General features: G+C 69.1%; 15 protein-coding genes and 1 other RNA gene. 7 read left to right on the top strand and 9 right to left on the bottom strand.

Features of this window, described 5'->3' with window-relative positions; all coding sequences use genetic code 11:
- Position 1 precedes the first annotated feature (1 nt).
- Positions 2–1,609 carry a CYTH and CHAD domain-containing protein gene (locus ACWPXE_RS17690; RefSeq protein WP_454018835.1) on the bottom strand — a complete coding sequence of 536 codons (1,608 nt, stop codon included), beginning with the start codon at positions 1,607–1,609 and terminating at the stop codon, positions 2–4.
- A 95-nt stretch (positions 1,610–1,704) separates the two neighbouring features.
- Positions 1,705–2,793, bottom strand: a complete 1,089-nt coding sequence (locus tag ACWPXE_RS17685) for a class I SAM-dependent methyltransferase (RefSeq protein ID WP_454018834.1) — start codon at positions 2,791–2,793, stop codon at positions 1,705–1,707.
- A 143-nt stretch (positions 2,794–2,936) separates the two neighbouring features.
- Here ACWPXE_RS17685 and ACWPXE_RS17680 point away from each other — a divergent pair, with 143 nt between their 5' ends.
- Positions 2,937–4,133, top strand: a complete 1,197-nt coding sequence (locus ACWPXE_RS17680) for a phosphoglycerate kinase (RefSeq protein WP_454018833.1) — start codon at positions 2,937–2,939, stop codon at positions 4,131–4,133.
- A gap of 155 nt (positions 4,134–4,288) precedes the next feature.
- On the opposite strand, the gene recR is transcribed toward ACWPXE_RS17680, so the two are convergent.
- From recR to ACWPXE_RS17655, 5 genes are all read right to left on the bottom strand, one after another.
- Positions 4,289–4,882, bottom strand: coding sequence for a recombination mediator RecR (gene recR / locus ACWPXE_RS17675; protein ID WP_014239410.1), 594 nt, complete (start codon positions 4,880–4,882; stop codon positions 4,289–4,291).
- Between the two features lie 59 nt (positions 4,883–4,941).
- Positions 4,942–5,265 carry a YbaB/EbfC family nucleoid-associated protein gene (locus ACWPXE_RS17670; RefSeq protein WP_014239409.1) on the bottom strand — a complete coding sequence of 108 codons (324 nt, stop codon included), beginning with the start codon at positions 5,263–5,265 and terminating at the stop codon, positions 4,942–4,944.
- 3 nt (positions 5,266–5,268) lie between these two features.
- Positions 5,269–7,125, bottom strand: coding sequence for a DNA polymerase III subunit gamma/tau (locus ACWPXE_RS17665; protein ID WP_454018832.1), 1,857 nt, complete (start codon positions 7,123–7,125; stop codon positions 5,269–5,271).
- 99 nt (positions 7,126–7,224) lie between these two features.
- An RNA gene (gene ffs / locus ACWPXE_RS17660) (signal recognition particle sRNA small type) lies at positions 7,225–7,322 on the bottom strand.
- Between the two features lie 135 nt (positions 7,323–7,457).
- Positions 7,458–7,997, bottom strand: a complete 540-nt coding sequence (locus tag ACWPXE_RS17655) for a c-type cytochrome (RefSeq protein WP_454018831.1) — start codon at positions 7,995–7,997, stop codon at positions 7,458–7,460.
- Between the two features lie 250 nt (positions 7,998–8,247).
- Between ACWPXE_RS17655 and ACWPXE_RS17650 the strand changes: the two genes are divergently transcribed.
- Positions 8,248–9,036, top strand: a complete 789-nt coding sequence (locus ACWPXE_RS17650; protein ID WP_454019381.1) for a 3-deoxy-manno-octulosonate cytidylyltransferase — start codon at positions 8,248–8,250, stop codon at positions 9,034–9,036.
- A 14-nt stretch (positions 9,037–9,050) separates the two neighbouring features.
- On the top strand, positions 9,051–9,935 hold the full coding sequence (locus ACWPXE_RS17645) for a prephenate dehydratase (protein WP_137115037.1): 885 nt from the start codon (positions 9,051–9,053) through the stop codon (positions 9,933–9,935).
- A gap of 56 nt (positions 9,936–9,991) precedes the next feature.
- Here ACWPXE_RS17645 and nudC read toward each other — a convergent pair whose 3' ends face one another.
- Entirely contained in the window at positions 9,992–10,933 is a 942-nt protein-coding gene (nudC, locus tag ACWPXE_RS17640; RefSeq protein ID WP_454018830.1) for an NAD(+) diphosphatase, read from the bottom strand.
- Between the two features lie 142 nt (positions 10,934–11,075).
- On the opposite strand from nudC, the gene hisN reads away from it, so the two are divergent.
- Both hisN and ACWPXE_RS17630 read left to right on the top strand, forming a co-directional pair.
- On the top strand, positions 11,076–11,858 hold the full coding sequence (gene hisN / locus ACWPXE_RS17635) for a histidinol-phosphatase (protein WP_454018829.1): 783 nt from the start codon (positions 11,076–11,078) through the stop codon (positions 11,856–11,858).
- An 18-nt stretch (positions 11,859–11,876) separates the two neighbouring features.
- Positions 11,877–12,416 (top strand): hypothetical protein, encoded by a 540-nt coding sequence (locus tag ACWPXE_RS17630; RefSeq protein WP_454018828.1) that lies wholly within the window; start codon positions 11,877–11,879, stop codon positions 12,414–12,416.
- 282 nt (positions 12,417–12,698) lie between these two features.
- Here the strand turns inward: ACWPXE_RS17630 and aqpZ are convergent, their stop codons facing one another.
- Positions 12,699–13,439: an aquaporin Z gene (aqpZ, locus tag ACWPXE_RS17625; RefSeq protein ID WP_174440093.1), complete on the bottom strand. Its 741-nt coding sequence runs from the start codon at positions 13,437–13,439 to the stop codon at positions 12,699–12,701.
- Between the two features lie 215 nt (positions 13,440–13,654).
- On the opposite strand from aqpZ, the gene ACWPXE_RS17620 reads away from it, so the two are divergent.
- Together ACWPXE_RS17620 and ACWPXE_RS17615 are read left to right on the top strand one after the other, a co-directional pair.
- Positions 13,655–15,454 (top strand): extracellular solute-binding protein, encoded by a 1,800-nt coding sequence (locus ACWPXE_RS17620; RefSeq protein WP_454018827.1) that lies wholly within the window; start codon positions 13,655–13,657, stop codon positions 15,452–15,454.
- An 81-nt stretch (positions 15,455–15,535) separates the two neighbouring features.
- Positions 15,536–17,422 carry an extracellular solute-binding protein gene (locus ACWPXE_RS17615; protein ID WP_454018826.1) on the top strand — a complete coding sequence of 629 codons (1,887 nt, stop codon included), beginning with the start codon at positions 15,536–15,538 and terminating at the stop codon, positions 17,420–17,422.
- Positions 17,423–17,435: the final 13 nt, after the last annotated feature.

Genomic DNA, 17,435 nt, shown 5'->3' with positions numbered 1-17,435 from the left:
ATTACCCCTCCCGGTCAGGCTTTGACCAGAAGGCTTTCGCGTCGGCGAACTCCTCCCACAGGCCACGCAGCGCCGTCTCGGATTCCGCCACGCCGCGGGCGTGCCAGCCGATGACGATGCCGGCAGCGCGCGGCTCGCCCGGCTCGGGGCGGCTGCCGTCGTCGTGCAGCTCGTGCAGCAGGCGGGTCGCCGTCGCCACGTCGTTCAGATGGCCCAGCGCGTCCTGGAAGGCCGACAGGTCCTGGATGTAGCGGCGGGCCGGCTTGTCGTCGTAGAGGCTGCGGAAGAACTCCGCCGCGTAGCGCAGCTTCTTCAGGGCGATGCGCAGTTCGTGCCGCTCGGTCACCGACAGGCTCGCGAAGCCGTGGCCGGCGCGGCGGGCCTTCTTGGCGCGACGCGACAGCAGATGGTCGGCCAGATCCTCCACCGGGTCGAACAGCCGGGCGGAATGCTCGCTGACCGGCTGGTCGCGCCAGCCCCGCGACTCGACCCAGGCGCCGAACTTCAGCAGGAAGGTGGTGTAGCGCTCCGACCGGATGGCCTCGCGCACCCCTTCGTAGGCGCGGTCGCGGCGGGCGCGCGCCGCCGCGGCGAGCGCGTCGATGTCCTCCTGGAGCGGCTTGCCGTGGCCGTCGGCGCGGTGGAAGGAGTCCTTCACCGGCTCCAGCAGTTCGGCCAGGAAGACGTCCCAGTCGCGCGCCGGGCCGAGGCTGCCGCCCAGCCACTTCACCTCGCCCACCAGCCAGGCGTAGGACCCGGCGGGGATGAAATCCTTGAACAGGGCGAGCGCCGAGCGCAGGCGGCGCAGCGCCACGCGCATCTGATGGACGCCCTCCGCGTCCTCGCCGATCAGGGTGACGGCCTCGTTCGCCAGCATGTGGCCGATGCAGGAGCGCAGGATGCGGGCCAGCGCGCCTTCCACCGTGGTGTCGGCGTCAAGCTCCAGCTTGCCCGCCTTGACCACCTTGTCCACCGACCCGTCGGCAAGCGCATAGCCGCGCTCCGCCTTGGTCCGCGGGTCGAGCCGCAGCGGGGCGGCCTGGGCCAGCTCCAGCGCCAGATCGTAGAGGGCGGCGGCGGAGCCTTCGAGAAGCTCCAGCTCCACCTCCGACACGGGGATGGAGGCGCCGTCGGGGGCGCGGATCTCGCCGCTGTCGAAGGCGACCTCGATGCGGCTGGCGGTTTCGCTTTCGCCCATCGTCACCACGCGCACGGTGCGCTGGATGAGCGTGGTGAAGAGCGGCTGCAGTTCGGCCGCGCTGATCGAGCCCAGCAGGTCCAGCGCCTCCGGCGATTCGATGGCCGACAGGTCGGGGGCCGGTCCGGCGACCGGATGCTCCCACTCCGCCCGGCCAAGCTCGCCGCGCTCCGGCGCGCCCTTGACCGTCTGGAGATGCTGGTTGCCGACCTTGCGCACGCGCAACGTCACCAGACGCCCGGCCAGACGCCGGTCGGCGGTGTCGTAATAGGTGCTTTCCAGGGTCTTGGTGCCGGCTTTTCCCTTGGCGCGGGATGCGACCGCCGGGCAGGACCGGAGCTTCGCCATGTCTTCGGCCCTGACGGCCAGCTTCAGCTCGGTTTCCCGGTTGGACTCCGCTTCGACCACCATTCGTGCCCCGTCGTTTCCGGTGGGTCCCCGTTTTGCACAGGCCCCAGCCCCGGTCAAGTTACAGAACCATGACGCTTTTGTTGCAGTCCCCGCAATCAGGTGTCCGTCTTTTCCAACACCAGGAGCTTGGACATGTAGGCGAGCGACGTCTCGCGCAGGCGCAGCCCGGCAGCGGCGAACAGGGCGGGCAGGTCGTCGCGGGCGTAATGGGCGTAGAAGGGCTCGTGGAAGGACTGCGGAAAACGGTCGATCAGTCCGTCCATCATCGGATTGTCGCCATACTGCACGCTGTCCATGAAGACCAGGATGCCGTCGGGCTTCAGCACGCGGCCCATCTCGGCGGCGGCCTGGGCGCGGATCTTCGGCGGCAGTTCGTGGAACAGGTAGATGCAGGTCACGATGTCCTGCGACCCGGTGACCAGCGGGATCGCCTCCGCCGCTGCCTGGACCAGCGCGCTGCTGCGCGCCCAGGGGGCGAGGTTGCGCCGCGCCTCGCGCAGATAGGCCGGGGAGAGGTCGAGCGCGGTCACCGGCAGGCGCGGGTGGTTGTCCTTCACGAAGGTCAGGAAACGCCCCGTCCCGGCGGCCACGTCGAGCAGGCGGCAGTCCACGCTACGGCGCGTTTTCAGATGCTCGAAGATCGGTACCAGGGTTTGACGGCGCATGGCATCGGCGCCACCACCGAACAGCACCTCCACCTGATGGTCGTAGAGACGGGCGCTCTCCTCCGTCAGATAGCCGCCGGTCTGGTAATGGAAGTTCTGGCGGTAGTAGGCGGGCAACCCCCCGCTGCCGGGCGGCGGATTAGCCCGCACTTCGACCGCCGCGTGGTCGCGGCGGCGGCGCGACACCTCCGGCACGTCGCGGAAGAAGGCCGCGGCGTCGGTCAGCAGCCGGCGCGGGTCGGGCATCAGGTCGTGCGGCAGGCGGTAGTAGCCCGCCTCGATGTTGGCGAGGTCGCGGGCCAGCAGGGCGCGCAGTTCCTCAAGGATCGCGCGGGTGCCGGGCACCGGACGCCCGCCGAGCGAGGTGGTCCGCGGCGGTCCGGTGATCCGCCGGCCGATCCGCGCGGCCATCATGTACTGGCCGAGGAACCAGGCGACGCGGGCGGACTGGCTGGCCGCGTAAGCCAGCCGGGGGGCCAGCCGGGCGGAGGACTGCGGGGTGATCCTGTTCATGGACATAGAGATGGGATCGCCGGCCCCGCCCGCCCAGAGCCCGGTCCTTTCGCCGCATGGGGCAACCGGTCGCCCACGCGGGCCGTTGCAAAGCGGGCGCCCCTGTGCTGGATTGCCCGGCAAAAGTTCAACCCGTAGGGACAGCAGCCATGACCGAGTTCAACACCATCGACGACCTCGACGTGAACGGCAAGACGGTGCTGGTGCGTGCCGACCTCAACGTCCCGATGCAGGACGGCAAGGTCTCCGACACGACCCGCATCGACCGTCTGGCGCCGACTCTGACCGAGCTGGCGAAGAAGGGTGCGAAGGTCGTGGTTCTGTCGCATTTCGGCCGCCCGAAGAACGGTCCGGACGCCAAGAACTCGCTGCGCAACGTGCTGGACGCGCTGAGCGCCGCCGTCGGCCAGACCGTCGCCTTCGGCGAGGATTGCGTCGGCGACAAGGCCAAGGCCGCCATCGACGGCGTCCAGCCGGGCGCTATCGTGCTGCTGGAGAACACCCGCTTCCACGCGGAAGAGGAAAAGAACGATCCGGCCTTCGCCAAGCAGATCGCCGCTCTCGGCGACCTCTACGTCAACGACGCCTTCTCCGCCGCGCACCGCGCCCACGCCTCGACCGAGGGTGTCGCCCAGTATTTGCCCGCCGCCGCGGGCCGCCTGATGCAGGCCGAGCTTGAGGCGCTGACCAAGGCGCTGGAGAAGCCGGAGCGTCCGGTGGCCGCCGTCGTCGGCGGCGCCAAGATCTCCACCAAGCTGGACCTGCTCGGCAACCTCGTGAAGAAGGTCGACATGCTGGCGCTGGGCGGCGGCATGGCCAACACCTTCCTCTACGCCCAGGGCGTGGATGTCGGCGCCTCGCTCTGCGAGAAGGACATGGCCGATCAGGCCCGTGCCATCATGGAGACCGCCAAGGCCGCCAACTGCGAGCTGCTGCTGCCCAAGGACTTCATCGTCGCCAAGGAGTTCAAGGCCGGTGCGGCCAACCGCGCCGTCCCGGCGGACGGCATCGGCGCCGACGAGATGGCGCTGGACGTCGGCCCCAAGACGGTCGAGTTCCTGGGCCTGAAGCTCCAGGGCGCGAAGACGGTGGTGTGGAACGGCCCGCTCGGCGCCTTCGAGATCCAGCCCTTCGACGCCGGCACCAACGCCGTCGCCGGCCTCGTCGCCGAGCGCACGTCGGAAGGCGGCCTGCTGTCGGTGGCTGGCGGCGGCGACACCGTGTCGGCGCTGGCCCATGCCGGTGTGGACGAGAAGTTCACCTACATCTCCGCCGCCGGCGGCGCCTTCCTGGAGTGGCTGGAAGGCAAGGACCTGCCGGGCGTCGCCGCGCTGAAGAAGAAGTAAGGTTTGGGGGAAATGGGTGGGTGGTCGGGACGGGCCCCCACCCTTCCCGCTGCGCGGGCCCCTTGCCTCCCCCGCTTCGCAGGAGAGGGAGTTGTCCCCTCCCCTGCGTCAGCGGGGGAGGGTCAGGGAGGGGGCAACCTCCCCATGCAACCACGCTACAGCGGCCGCCGCGCCTTCAGCGCCGCGGTCAGAGTCCCATCGTCCAGATAGTCCAGTTCCCCGCCCACCGGCACGCCGTGGGCCAGACGGGACACGGACACCCCGCTGCCGGACAGGCGGTCGGTCACCACATGGGCGGTGGTCTGCCCGTCCACCGTGGCGTTCAGCGCCAGGATGACTTCGGTCACCGCCGGGTCCTTCGCGCGCTCCACCAGGGACGGGATGTTCAGATCGTCCGGCCCCACCCCCTGCAAGGCCGACAGCGTGCCGCCCAGCACATGGTAGGTGCCGTGGAAGGCGCGCGTGCGCTCCAGCGCCCAGAGGTCGCCGGCGTCCTCCACCACGCAGATGGTCGAGCGGTCGCGGCTGTGGTCGGAACAGACGGAGCAGGGGTCGCGGCTGTCGAGGTTGCCGCAGACCGAACAGTTGCGGATGGCCTCCGCGGCGAGCGCCATGGATTCGGACAGCGGCACCAGCAGGCTGTCGCGGCGCTTCATCAGGTGCAGCGCCGCCCGCCGCGCCGACCGCGGCCCCAGCCCCGGCAGCTTGGACAGGAGCTGGATCAGGCGCTCGATTTCAGGTCCGATCATTCACGGCTTCGTTCGTCAATGGGTGGCTGGGCCGACCCTGCGGCCCGGCCTTTCAACGCTTAGAACGGCAGCTTCATGCCCGGCGGCAGCTTCATCCCGCCCATCAGGTTCTGGGTCTCGTTGGCGACGTGCTGCTCCACCTTGGCCTTGGCGTCGTTGAAGGCGGCGATGATCAAGTCCTCCAGGACCTCGATGTCCTCCGGATCGACGATCGACTTGTCGAGCTTGATCTTCTTCATCTCGCCCTTGCCGTTCACCGTCACGTTGACCATGCCGGCGCCCGACTGGCCGGTCATCTCGACCTCGCCCAGGCGGGCCTGCATCTCCTGCATCTTGGCCTGCATCTGCTGGGCCTGCTTCATCATCTGGCCGAGGTTCTTCATGGGTCAGAAATCTCCTTCATCGTCGAGCGGGTAATAAACCCCGTCGTCCTGCTGCATGACCATAAGGTCGGGATTCTCCCCGTCATCCGCAACCTGGGGCTCGGCCTCGACCGCCGCCTTGAGGTCGCGGACATCGGTGATCTTCGCGCCGGGAAAGGCGTCCAGAACGGCGCGCACGACCGGATGCGCCTCCGCCTCCTCCAGCGCGCGCTTCTGGGCGGCCTGCTCCTGCTGGATCAACGTCGGCTCGCCCGGCGCGTCCGAGACGATGACGACCCAGCGCTGGCCGGTCCATTCCGTCAACAGTTGGCCGACGCGATTCGGCAAGGTGGACGGGGCCAGGGTCGTCAGCCGCAGTTCCAGCCGCCCCGGCTCCAGGCGCACCAAATGGACGCTGCCGGTCAGATGGCCGTAGAGCGCGCCCTCGCGCTTCTCCGCGAAGACCTGGACCAGCGTGCGGAAGTCGCGCGGCATCGCCACGCGCTCCTCGTCCGCCACGGCGACGGCAACGGTTTGCACGGGTTTGGCAACCGGCTGCGGGTTCGGCTGTGCCTGGGCGACGGCGCGCACGGCGGAGCCGCCAACCGCCACCGGCCCGCCACCGGGGCCGCGCGGGGCTCCACCGCCACCCTGGCCACCTTGCCCGCCGCCATTTTGCAAATTCTGGAACTGGCGGATCAGATCGCCCGGAGTCGGCATATCGGCGGCGTAGGACAGCCGCACGATGACCATCTCCAGGGCCTGCTGCGGCACCGGGGCAGCCTGCACCTCGCCCAGCCCCTTCAGCAGGAGTTGCCACGCGCGGGTCAGCGCTGGCATACCGAGCTTCGCCGACAGGGCGGCGCCGCGGGTGCGCTCCGCCTCCGGCAGGCCGGGATCGTTGGCGCTGTCCGGCACGACCTTCAGCCGCGTCAGATTGTGCACGAGGTCGAGAAGGTCCTGGAGGATCACCACCGGATCGGCGCCGACGCGGTGCAGATCGGACAGCAGGTCCATCGCCTCCGCCGGCTTGGCCGAGACGGCGGCCTCGAACAGGTCGATCACCTTGCTGCGGTCGGCCAGACCTAGCATGTCGCGCACCTGCTGCGCGGTCACCGTGCCGGCGGCCAGCGCGATGGCCTGGTCGAGCAGCGACAATCCGTCGCGCACCGACCCGTCGGCGGCACGCGCGATCAGGGCTGCGGCGTCCGGCTCGATCCCCGCCCCTTCGAGGCCGGTGATGCGGGTGAAGTGCTCCTTCAGCACCTGGGCGTCTACGCGCCGCAGGTCGAAGCGCTGGCAGCGCGAGAGCACCGTCACCGGCACCTTGCGGATCTCGGTGGTGGCGAAGACGAACTTCACATGGGCCGGCGGCTCCTCCAGCGTCTTCAAAAGCGCGTTGAACGCGCTCTTGGAGAGCATGTGGACCTCGTCGATGATGTAGAGCTTGTAGCGCGCCGAGACGGGGGCGTAGCGCACGCCGTCGATGATCTCGCGGATGTCGTCCACGCCGGTGTGGCTGGCGGCGTCCATCTCCATCACGTCGACGTGGCGGTCCTCGGCAATGGCGCGGCAATTGTCGCAGACGCCGCAGGGTGTCACCGTCGGCCCGCCGGTGCCGTCCGGCCCGGTGCAGTTCAGCGCGCGGGCGATGATGCGGGCGGTGGTCGTCTTGCCCACCCCGCGCACGCCGGTCAGCATGAAGGCCTGGGCGATGCGGCCCGAATGGATGGCGTTGGTCAGGGTGCGGACGAGCGCGTCCTGCCCGATCAGCTCGGCAAAGCTCTTCGGACGGTATTTCCGCGCCAGCACCCGGTAGGCGAGGCCCCCGGACGTCCCGGAAACGGAAGAGGACATATCGGCAACGGTGGTATCGGTCACGCGGCTGGCCCGGTAATCGGCTTCACGACGGAGCGCAGAATAGCGTCACGGCACGGGGCTGTCGCCGTTTCAATTCGCTGCAGGAATTTATGGGGAAGGGTGGGAGACTGGACGAACGACCCGAGCCGAAACTCGTTACGGCTGCTTCCTTCCGGACCTGACCGGGTTGGCGAGGGACTCGTCCGCCGCCAGCCTCCCGCGCCTTATATCGGCGATAGGGCCATCATATGCAAGGCCAATCTGCCGGCTTTCCGTTTGAGGGAGAACGAAAAAGCCCCGCGTCCGATGGAACGCGGGGCTTTTGCCTCATTCCCAGATGAGACCGATGCGCGTTACTGCGGCAGCGGTGCCGGGCTGTCGGACAGGGAGCGCAGATAGGCGATGATGTTCGCCCGGTCCTGGTCCTTCTTCACGCCGGCGAAGGTCATCTTGGTGCCCGGCGCGTAGGCCTTCGGGTCGTAGAGGAAGTGGTTCAGCTCGTCGTAGTTCCAGGGGCCGGCCTTGCCCTTGATGGCGTCGGAATAGGCGAAGCCGTCCAGATGGCCGTGCGGGGCGCCGACGATGCCGTAGAGGTTCGGGCCGACCTTGTTCGCCCCCCCCTTGTCGAAGCTGTGGCAGGCGGCGCAGGCCTTGGCCGCGGATTGGCCGGCGGCGGCGTCGGCCTTGGCGAGCAGCGGGGCGATCTCGGCGGGGCCGGGCGGGGGGGCGCCCCCCCCGGGGGCCGGGGGGGCGGCCTCCCGCATGGCCACGACATAACCGGGCTTCTCAGGCGTCTTCGGGTGCACCAGAACTTCCGCGGCGAAGCCGGCCAGCATGGCGATCAGACCCGCCAGCAGCACGGCGCCGAAAATCTTGTTCCACTCCATGCTCATAACGTCTTGTTCCCCTTTTTTGTCGTGCCGCGGGCCCGTCGCCAGGGCTGGCTGGTTCTCCGCCGCACGATAGCGTGACCGCGGCGGCTTGTCACCGCTTCGGCCCCCTCCCTTGCCACAGGAATATCGGTTCTCCGACTGTTGGCCACCTGAATATTGGAGTGACGCCGCTTGACGCAAAGGGCGATCCATGGTTCACCCGCGCCACCTTTCCGACGCGACAGGGGGCCGTTCCATCATGAACGCCGACATGAACGCCAGCGCAGACACCCAGGGCACGGCGAACCCGCCGCCCTCAAATCCAATCGTCGTGATTCCCGCCCGCATGGCCTCCACCCGCCTGCCGGGGAAGCCGCTGGCCGACATCGGCGGCGCGCCGATGATCGTGCAGGTGTGGCGCCGCGCCATGGAGGCGGAGATCGGCCCGGTGGTGGTCGCCTGCGCCGAGCCGGAGATTGCCGCGGCGGTGGAGGCGGCGGGCGGCACCGCCGTGTTGACCCGGCCCGACCATCCCTCGGGCTCCGACCGCATCTTCGAGGCGGTCAGCCTGCTCGATCCGGAGGGGAAATACGACGCGGTGGTGAATGTGCAGGGCGACCTGCCGACCATCGAGCCGGCGGTGGTCCGCGCCGCCTTCGCCCCGCTGTCCGACCCGCAGGTGGACATCGCCACGCTGGTGGTCGAGATCACGCGGGAGGAGGAGCGCACCGATCCCAACGTGGTCAAGGCCGTCCTGGAGCTGCCGCCCGGCGCCCGGCGGGGCCGCGCCCTCTATTTCAGCCGCGCCACCGTCCCCTGGGGCGACGGGCCGCTGTTCCACCACATCGGGCTGTACGCCTACCGCCGCGCCGCGCTGGAGCGCTACGTCCGCCTGCCGCCCTCGGCGCTGGAGCAGCGTGAGCGGTTGGAGCAGCTCCGCGCCCTGGCCTTCGGGATGCGCATCGACGCCGCCGTCGTTGACGCGGTTCCGCTCGGCGTCGATACTCCCGCCGACTTGGAGCGCGCCCGCGCGATCCTCGCCAAGCGCACCTCCCTCTAAAAGAAGACCTCTCGATGACGACCTCGAACGTGATCGCCTTCCAGGGCCTGCCCGGCGCCTATTCGGACCTGTCCTGCCGGACGGTCTTTCCGGAGATGACGACGCTGCCCTGCGCCACGTTCGAGGACGCCTTTGCCGCCGTGCGCGAGGGGCGCGCGGCGCTCGCCATGATCCCGGTGGAGAACTCCATCGCCGGGCGCGTGGCCGACAACCACCATCTGCTGCCTGAAGGCGGCCTGCACATCATCGGCGAGCATTTCCAGCGGGTGAACCACCAGCTCCTCGCCCCGAAGGGCGCGACTCTCGCTGGGCTGAAGACAGTGCGCAGCCACATCCAGGCGCTGTCCCAGTGCCGCAACATGACGCGCGAGCTGGGGCTGACGGCGATCTCCCACGCCGACACCGCGGGCGCCGCCGCCGAGATCGCCAAGCTGGGCGACCCGCAGCACGCCGCCATCGCCTCCTCGCTGGCCGCGGACATCTACGGGCTGGACATCCTGAAGGGCGGCATCGAGGACGCGGAGCACAACACCACCCGCTTCCTGATCCTGTCCCGCGAGCCGAAGACCCCGCCGCTGCCCACCGAAGGGACCGGGGCCAAGATCATCACCACCTTCGTCTTCCGCGTGCGCAGCGTGCCGGCGGCCCTCTACAAGGCGCTGGGCGGCTTCGCCACCAACGGCATCAACATGACGAAGCTGGAAAGCTACATGGTCGGCGGGCACTTCACCCAGACCCAGTTCTACGCCGACGTGGAAGGCCATCCGGAGGAGCGCTCCCTGCGTCTGGCGCTGGAGGAGCTGGCCTTCTTCGCCCGCGCGGGCGAGGTGAAGATCCTGGGCGTCTACCCGGCCAACCCCTTCCGCTATCAGGAAAGCCAGCGCATCGGCGAGGATTGAGGGGCGGGGCGGGCCGCGCTCGCCCCACCCTTCCCACGGCTTCGCCGCGTGTTCCCTCACTTCCCCTCGGCGATCCATTCGTCGATCAAGCGGCGGGCGATGCTGTCGGGGCGGGCGAGGCGGAACTCCTCGCTGGGAGTAAAGGTCCGCAGGAAATCGCGGTCGAACCAGTGGGCCGTCTCCAGCTCCTCCAAGTCCGTCTGGATGTCCAGCGTCACCGCCCGCGCGCTGAAGCCCAGCATCAGCGAGGACGGGAAGGGCCAGGGCTGGGACGAGTGATAGCGGATGTCGGTGACTTCCAGCCCCACCTCCTCCAGCACCTCGCGCCTCACGCTGTCCTCCAGGCTTTCGCCCGGCTCGACGAAGCCGGCCAGCACCGAATGCATGCCCGGTGGGAAGCGGGAGTTGCGGCCCAGCACCATCCGCCCGGCCCCGTCATGGACGAGCATGATCACCGCCGGGTCGGTGCGCGGGAAATGGTGGGTGGCGCAGTCCGGGTTGGTGCAGACGCGCACATGCCCGCCCTCGGCACCCGCCGCGACCGAGCCGCAGACGCCGCAGAAGCGGTGCCGGGCGTTCCACCAGGTGATGCCGCGGGCGTAGGCGCACAGCCCGGCCTCCGTCGCCTCCATCACCGGGCCGACGGCGCGCAGGTCCTCGAAACGGCCGAGCCCGGCCAGGGCCGGATGCTCCTCCGGCGCTTCCAGGCCGGTCAGGTCCACGGTGAAGTGCGGAATCCCGTCCAGCAGGCCGAGGAAGACCGGCTCCACGCCCCAATCGCCACCACAGGCAACGGCGACCGCGTGGGCCGAGTCGGCGTCGCCGGTCACGAAGTTGCGCGATTTCGCCACGGGCAGCAGGCGCGCGTTCGGCGAGGCCCAGGCGTCTTTCAGCCAGTCCTTGTCCTTGCGGCGCACGGCGGCGCGGTCGAGCGGGATGCCGGCATAGGCGTTCGGGCGGGCGTTCGGGCGGTCGGGTGGGGAGGAGCGGTCGTGCATGGCGAAGAAGCTGCCACAAGCCCGCGGAACGGGGAAGCGGCGTCCCGCGCAACCCTCCTCCTTCATTCATGGTTTGCGCCGGGAGAGCACCCGACTAGGATGCCGCCCTCGTCCCAACCACGCGCGATCCGGCGGAGCGACCATGACCGAACCCTGCCCCACCCCCCTGGTGACCCTGGCGGAGCGTCTGGCCGACGCCTCCGGCCCGGTCATCCGCCAGTATTTCCGCACGCCGGTGGCGGTGGACGACAAGGCCGACGCCTCCCCCGTCACCATCGCCGACCGCGAGGCGGAGCGGACGATCCGCAGCATCATCGAGGCCGAGCGCCCCGACGACGGCATCTATGGCGAGGAGTTCGGGACGAAGAACCTGGACGCCGAGTGGGTGTGGGTGATCGACCCCATCGACGGCACCAAGTCCTTCATCACCGGCCGCCCGATCTTCGGCACGCTGATCGCCCTGCTGCACCGCGGGCGCCCGGTGCTCGGCGTCATCGACCAGCCCATCGTCCGAGACCGCTGGCTGGGCGTCGAGGGGCGCCCGACCCTGTTCAACGGCCAGCCGGCCCGCGTGCGCGCCTGCGCCGGGGGGCTGGCCGCGGCGACCCTGGGCACCACCTCGCCCGACCTGTTCCCCGGCACGGACCAGGATGCCTTCCGCCGGGTGGCGGGGGCGGCCAAGGTGTCCGTCTATGGCGGCGATTGCTACAGCTACGGCCTGCTGGCGGCGGGCTATTACGACCTCGTCGTCGAATCGGGGCTGAAGCTGTACGACTTCGCGGCGCTGGTGCCGGTGGTGACCGGGGCCGGCGGGCTGATGACCGATTGGGACGGGCGGCCGCTCGACGCCAAATCCAGCGGACGTGTGGTCGCCGCGGGCGACGCCCGCACCCACCGCGAGACGCTGGCCGCCTTGGCCGGCTGAGACAGGAGGACCACGCCCATGGCAACCATCGCCACGCCCGCCCGCTCCGTCTTCGAGACCTCGCCGGAGAAGCTGCGTCCCTTCCTGCACTCGCTGGCCGGCCGGGTGTCGGGCGGGGCCAACTGGATGGTCCGCAAGAAGACGGTCTGCGACCTGCTGCTGGGGCTGGACGCCTTCTTCGCCCTTCCGGCGGAGGAGCGCCGCGCCCTGATGGGCGCCGGAGACGACGCCGCCTCCCAACATGGAGCCCAGGACGGCACCGGGCCGGAGGACTTCCGCAATGTCCTGCCGCTCTATGTCGGGGCGATCCTGGAGGGGCTGAAGGAGGAGGCCGTAAAGCAGCCGGAGCAGGCGGCGATCTACATCCTGTCCATCCACCCGGAGCACCAGATGGCCGCCGAGGAATGGATGCTCGCCGACCCGCGCAACGGTAAGGCGGTGCGCCGGATGATGCGGTCCGACCGCCGCTACCGTCAGCTCATGGAGCGCATGGCCGACCACTGGAAGAAGACCCGCGCCGGTCAGGGCAGCAGCGAGACGGCCAGCAGCCCCAGGTAGATGCCGATGAACAGGCCGAGGACGATGCCGTAATCCTCGTCGGTCATCGGGTTGGAATCGGGGTCGAACTGCCGCATGATATACTCCCTGTGCGTCAACGGATGTTCAGAATAACCGTTGACGCCCGCGAAGTTCCCGCGACAAGGCCGTGACTTCCACTGGGTGGGGCCGGGTTGGGGGTGAACATCCCCATAAAAAACGGACCGCACCGGAGGGGCACGGTCCGCTGAGTCGGGAGGGACCCGAAGGGAAAGGGTCAGAAAGGGCTCAGATGGCAAAGGCTCAGGTGGACGGCCGGGCCTCGCCGGTGATGGCCGGTTTCGGCGGCATCTCCTCGGCCAGCGCGCGGTAGGCCAGCCCGCCGAGCAGCCCGCCGACCAGCGGCGCCACCCAGAAGGCCCAGAGCTGCTGCAGCGCCCAGCCGCCGACGACCAGCGCCGGCCCCGTGCTGCGCGCCGGATTCACCGACGTGTTGGTGACGGGGATGCTGATGAGGTGGATCAGCGTCAGCGCCAGACCGATGGCCAGCGGCGCGAAGCCCGCGGGCGCCCGCCGGTCGGTGGAGCCCAGGATGACGATCAGGAACATGAAGGTCAGCACCACCTCGATCAGCAGGCCGGAGGTCAGGTTGTACGCGCCCGGCGAATGCTCCCCGTACCCGTTGGCGGCCAACCCCTTGGCGGCCAGCGACCAGTCGGCCTTGCCGGTGGCGATGACGTACAGCACCAGCGCCGCCAGGAAGGCGCCGACCACCTGCGCGATGACGTAGGGCAGGATGTCCTTGGCCGGGAAGCGCCCGCCGGCCCACAGCCCCACCGTGACCGCCGGGTTCAGGTGGCAGCCGGAGATGTGGCCGACCGAGTAGGCCATGGTCAGCACCGTCAGGCCGAAGGCCAGGGAGACGCCGGTCAGCCCGATCCCGACCTCCGGAAAGGCGGCGGACAGCACGGCGCTGCCGCAGCCGCCGAAGACCAGCCAGAAGGTGCCGAGAAACTCCGCGCTCGTGCGCCGGAACATCGTCATGTCACCACCTCGTCGGGCTTGCCGCATTTCCGCCTTTTTTGCGCCCCCGGACGGGCCGGCGCCAGCGCACGGGCGTAAGATACCGTTGCGTACGCGGACTTGACGCGCCGCAAGGCGCGTACATGCTAGGGCTGATCCGCCTTATCATCTCAGGCCCAACCACATCAGGACCGACGATGCGCCGAGTTCTCGCTGCCGCCCGGACGACTGCTTTCTTGGCTCTCCTTGCGCTGACGGCGCCAATCCAGGCGAACGGTGCCCAGGCGCAGACGGTCACCGTCCCGGCCCTGAAGCAGTTCGGCGAGCCGGAGTTCAAGCCGGGCTTCACCCATTTCCCGCACGCGAACCCGGAGGCTCCCAAGGGCGGACAGATCACCCTGGCCGCGCAGGGCAGCTTCGACAGCCTGAACCCGATCATCCTGCGCGGCGTCACCCCGCGCACGCTGGGGCTGATCGCCGACTCGCTGATGGTCGGCTCCGGCTGGGAGATGGACGCCGCCTACGGGTCGCTGGCGGAGTCGGTGGAGTTGCCCGACGACAAGAGCTGGGCCGTCTTCCACCTGCGCCGGGAAGCGCGCTGGCACGACGGCGTACCGGTGACCGCCGGCGACGTGGTGTTCGCCTGGGATTCCATCCAGGCGCACGGCAACCCGTTCCTGAAGTCCTTCCTCGACCGCGTCGCCGCGGTGGAGGCGCTGGACGAGCACCGGCTGAAGATCACCCTGAAGACCACCGGGGAGATGAAGCCGATCATCGACTTCGCCACCAGCATCGCCCCCCAGCCCGAACACTGGTGGACCGCCAACGGGCGCGACATCTCCAAGACGACGCTGGAGCCGGTGCTGGGCAGCGGCCCCTACCGCATCAGGACCGTCGATCCCGGCCGCTCCATCACCTACGAGCGGGTGGCCGACTGGTGGGGCCGCGACCTGCCCACGGCGCGCGGCTTCTACAACTTCGACAGCGTGAAGGTCGATTACTACCGCGACGACGACGTGATGTTCGAGGCCTTCAAGGCCGGCGCCTACGACTTCCGCACCGAGCACCGGGCGCAGCGCTGGACCACCGGCTACGACTTCCCCGCCGCCAAGGATGGCCGGGTGAACCGCGTCGAGGTGAAGAGCGACCTGCCGCTGGGCGCCCAGGGCTTCCGCCTGAACACCCGCCGCGCAAAGTTCGCCGACCCGCGGGTGCGCGAGGCGCTGGGCTATCTGTTCGACTTCGAATGGATTCAGAAGAACATCCTGTACGGCCAGTATCTCCGCACCACCTCCAACTTCCCCAACTCCGACTTCGGCGCCAAGGGGCCGCCGACGCCGGAGGAGCTGGCCCTGCTGGAGCCCTTCCGCGCCCAATTGCCGGAGCGCGTCTTCACCACTCCCTTCGAGCCGCCGAAGACCGACGGCAGCGGCAACAATCGCAACAACCTGCGCGAGGCCATGCGCCTGCTCCGCGAGGCCGGGTGGGAGCTGAAGAACGGCCGGATGACCAGCGCCAGGACCGGCGAGGTGCTGAGCATCGAGTTCCTCGACGGCACCGGCGCGCTGACCCGCGTGATCCAGCCCTATGTGGAGGCGCTGCGCAAGGCGGGCATCGACGCGGTGCTGCGGGTGGTTGACACCGCCCAGTTCCAGGCGCGCACCGACGAGTTCGACTTCGACGTGGTGGTGGCGAACTTCAACTTCTTCACCCCGCCGGGGACCGAGCTGCGCAGCTATTTCGGCTCCGCCGCCGCCGACGTCCGGGGATCGGCCAACTACGCCGGCATCAAGGAGCCGGCGGCCGACGCGATGATCGAAAAGGCGCTGGCGGCGAAGGATCTGGCGTCCGTCCAGGCGGCGACCCGCGCGCTCGACCGCGTGCTGCTGTGGGGATTCTACATGGTGCCGCACTGGTACAACCCGGACAACTGGATCGCCCACCGGACGACGCTCGGCTTTCCGGAGAAGACGCCGAAATACGATCTGGGCTTCCGCAACAGTGGCTTCCCCGAGGCGTGGTGGGTGAAGCGATAGCCCCTTAAAGCCGAGGCTCCGCCTTGATTGTGCCACAAGGGAGACCCTACCTTACCGGAAACAATAAGGACCGAGAGGGGCATGAGGAAGACCGGTAAAGCGATCCTGGCCGCGGTCATGTGCCTGTATCTGGCGGAACCCTTCGCCACGGCCCGTGCCCAATCCACCCAGCCGGAGGACGCCCAGAAATCCGCGGGGCACGCCGTCACGGCCCATGGGACGCCCAAATACGGGCCGGACTTCCAGCATTTCGACTACGTCAACCCCGACGCCCCGAAGGGCGGCGAGATCAAGCTGGCGACCTACGGCAGCTTCGACAGCCTGAACCCCTTCATCCTGCGCGGGTCGACCGCCGCCGGGGCCACCCTGCCCTTCGACACGCTGACGGTGGAGAGCGGGGACGAGGTGCTGACCCGCTACGGGCTGCTCGCCGAGACGATCACCGTCGCCGAGGACCGGAGCTGGGTGCGCTTCACGCTGCGCCCGCAGGCGCGCTTCCACGACGGCGCCCCGGTGACCGCCGACGACGTGGTGTGGAGCTTCGAGACGCTGCGCGACAAGGGCCACCCGCTCTACCGCACCTACTACGCCGACGTGACGAAGGCGGAGAAGACCGGCGAGCGTGCGGTCACCTTCACCTTCCGCGACGGCGGCAACCCCGAGCTGCCGGTCATCATGGGCCAGTTGCCGGTGCTGCCGAAGCATGTGTTCGAAGGAAACGGCTCCGGGGTGCGCGACTTCGCCAGCACCACGCTGGACCCCATCGTCGGCAGCGGCCCCTACCGGATCGTCGAGGTGCAGCCCGGCCGCTCGCTCGTCTTCGAGCGGGTGCAGGACTGGTGGGCCAAGGACCTGCCGGTCAACCGCGGGCGTTACAACTTCGACCGCATCCGCTTCGACTATTACCGCGACCTCGACGTGGTGTTCGAAGCCTTCAAGGCCGGGGCCATCGATTTCCGGGTGGAGCATTCGTCGAAGAACTGGGTGACCGGCTACGACGTGCCCGCGGTCCGTGACGGCCACATCGTCCGCGAGGAGATCAAACACCAGGACCCGCAGGGCATGCAGGCCTTCGTCTTCAACAGCCGCCGCCCGGTCTTCGCTGACCGCAAGGTGCGCGAGGCGCTGAATTACCTGTTCGATTACGAATGGACGCGGGCGAACCTGTCCTACGGCCTGTTCCAGCGCACCAAGAGCTTCTTCTCCAACTCCGAGTTGGCCTCCACCGGTCTGCCCTCGCCGGAGGAGCTGAAACTGCTGGAGCCGTTCCGGGGTAAGGTGCCGGAGGAGGTCTTCACCAAGCCCTTCGAGCCGCCGCAGACCGACGGGTCCGGCAACATCCGCCCGAACCTGCGCACGGCGCTGTCCTTGCTGAAGGAAGCCGGGTGGGAGCTGAAGGGCAACAAGCTGCTCAACGCGAAGACCGGCGAGCCGATGCACTTCGAGATCCTGCTGGTGCAGCCGGACATGGACCGCATCGTCCAGCCCTTCGTCCGCAACCTGGAGCGCGCCGGGATCGAGGCGGCCATCCGCGTGGTGGACACCGCCCAGTACCAGAACCGGATCGACCGCTACGACTTCGACATGGTCATCCAGCGCATCCTGCAATCGACCTCGCCCGGCAACGAGCAGCGCGACTACTGGCAGGCGGCCCGTGCCGACCAGCCGGGCAGCCGCAATCTGGCCGGCATCAAGGACCCGGTGGTGGACGCACTGATCGACCGGGTGATCCAGGCCCCCGACCGCGAGAGCCTGATCACCGCGACCCGCGCGCTCGACCGCGTGCTGCTGTGGGGCTGGTACGTCATCCCGCAATGGCACGACGACGTGCGGCGCGTCGCCTATTGGAACCGTTTCTCCCATCCGGCGGTTGCGCCCAAATACGGCTTGGCCTTCACCGACACCTGGTGGGTCGATCCCGACAAGAACGCGAAGCTCGCCAACACGGCCCGCCGCGCGGCGCCCTGAGACGGCAAACAGA

Source organism: Azospirillum sp. Marseille-Q6669 (assembly GCF_965111635.1).
Note: the sequence above shows the minus strand (reverse complement) of the source record. Positions and strands in the feature narration are given on the sequence as shown.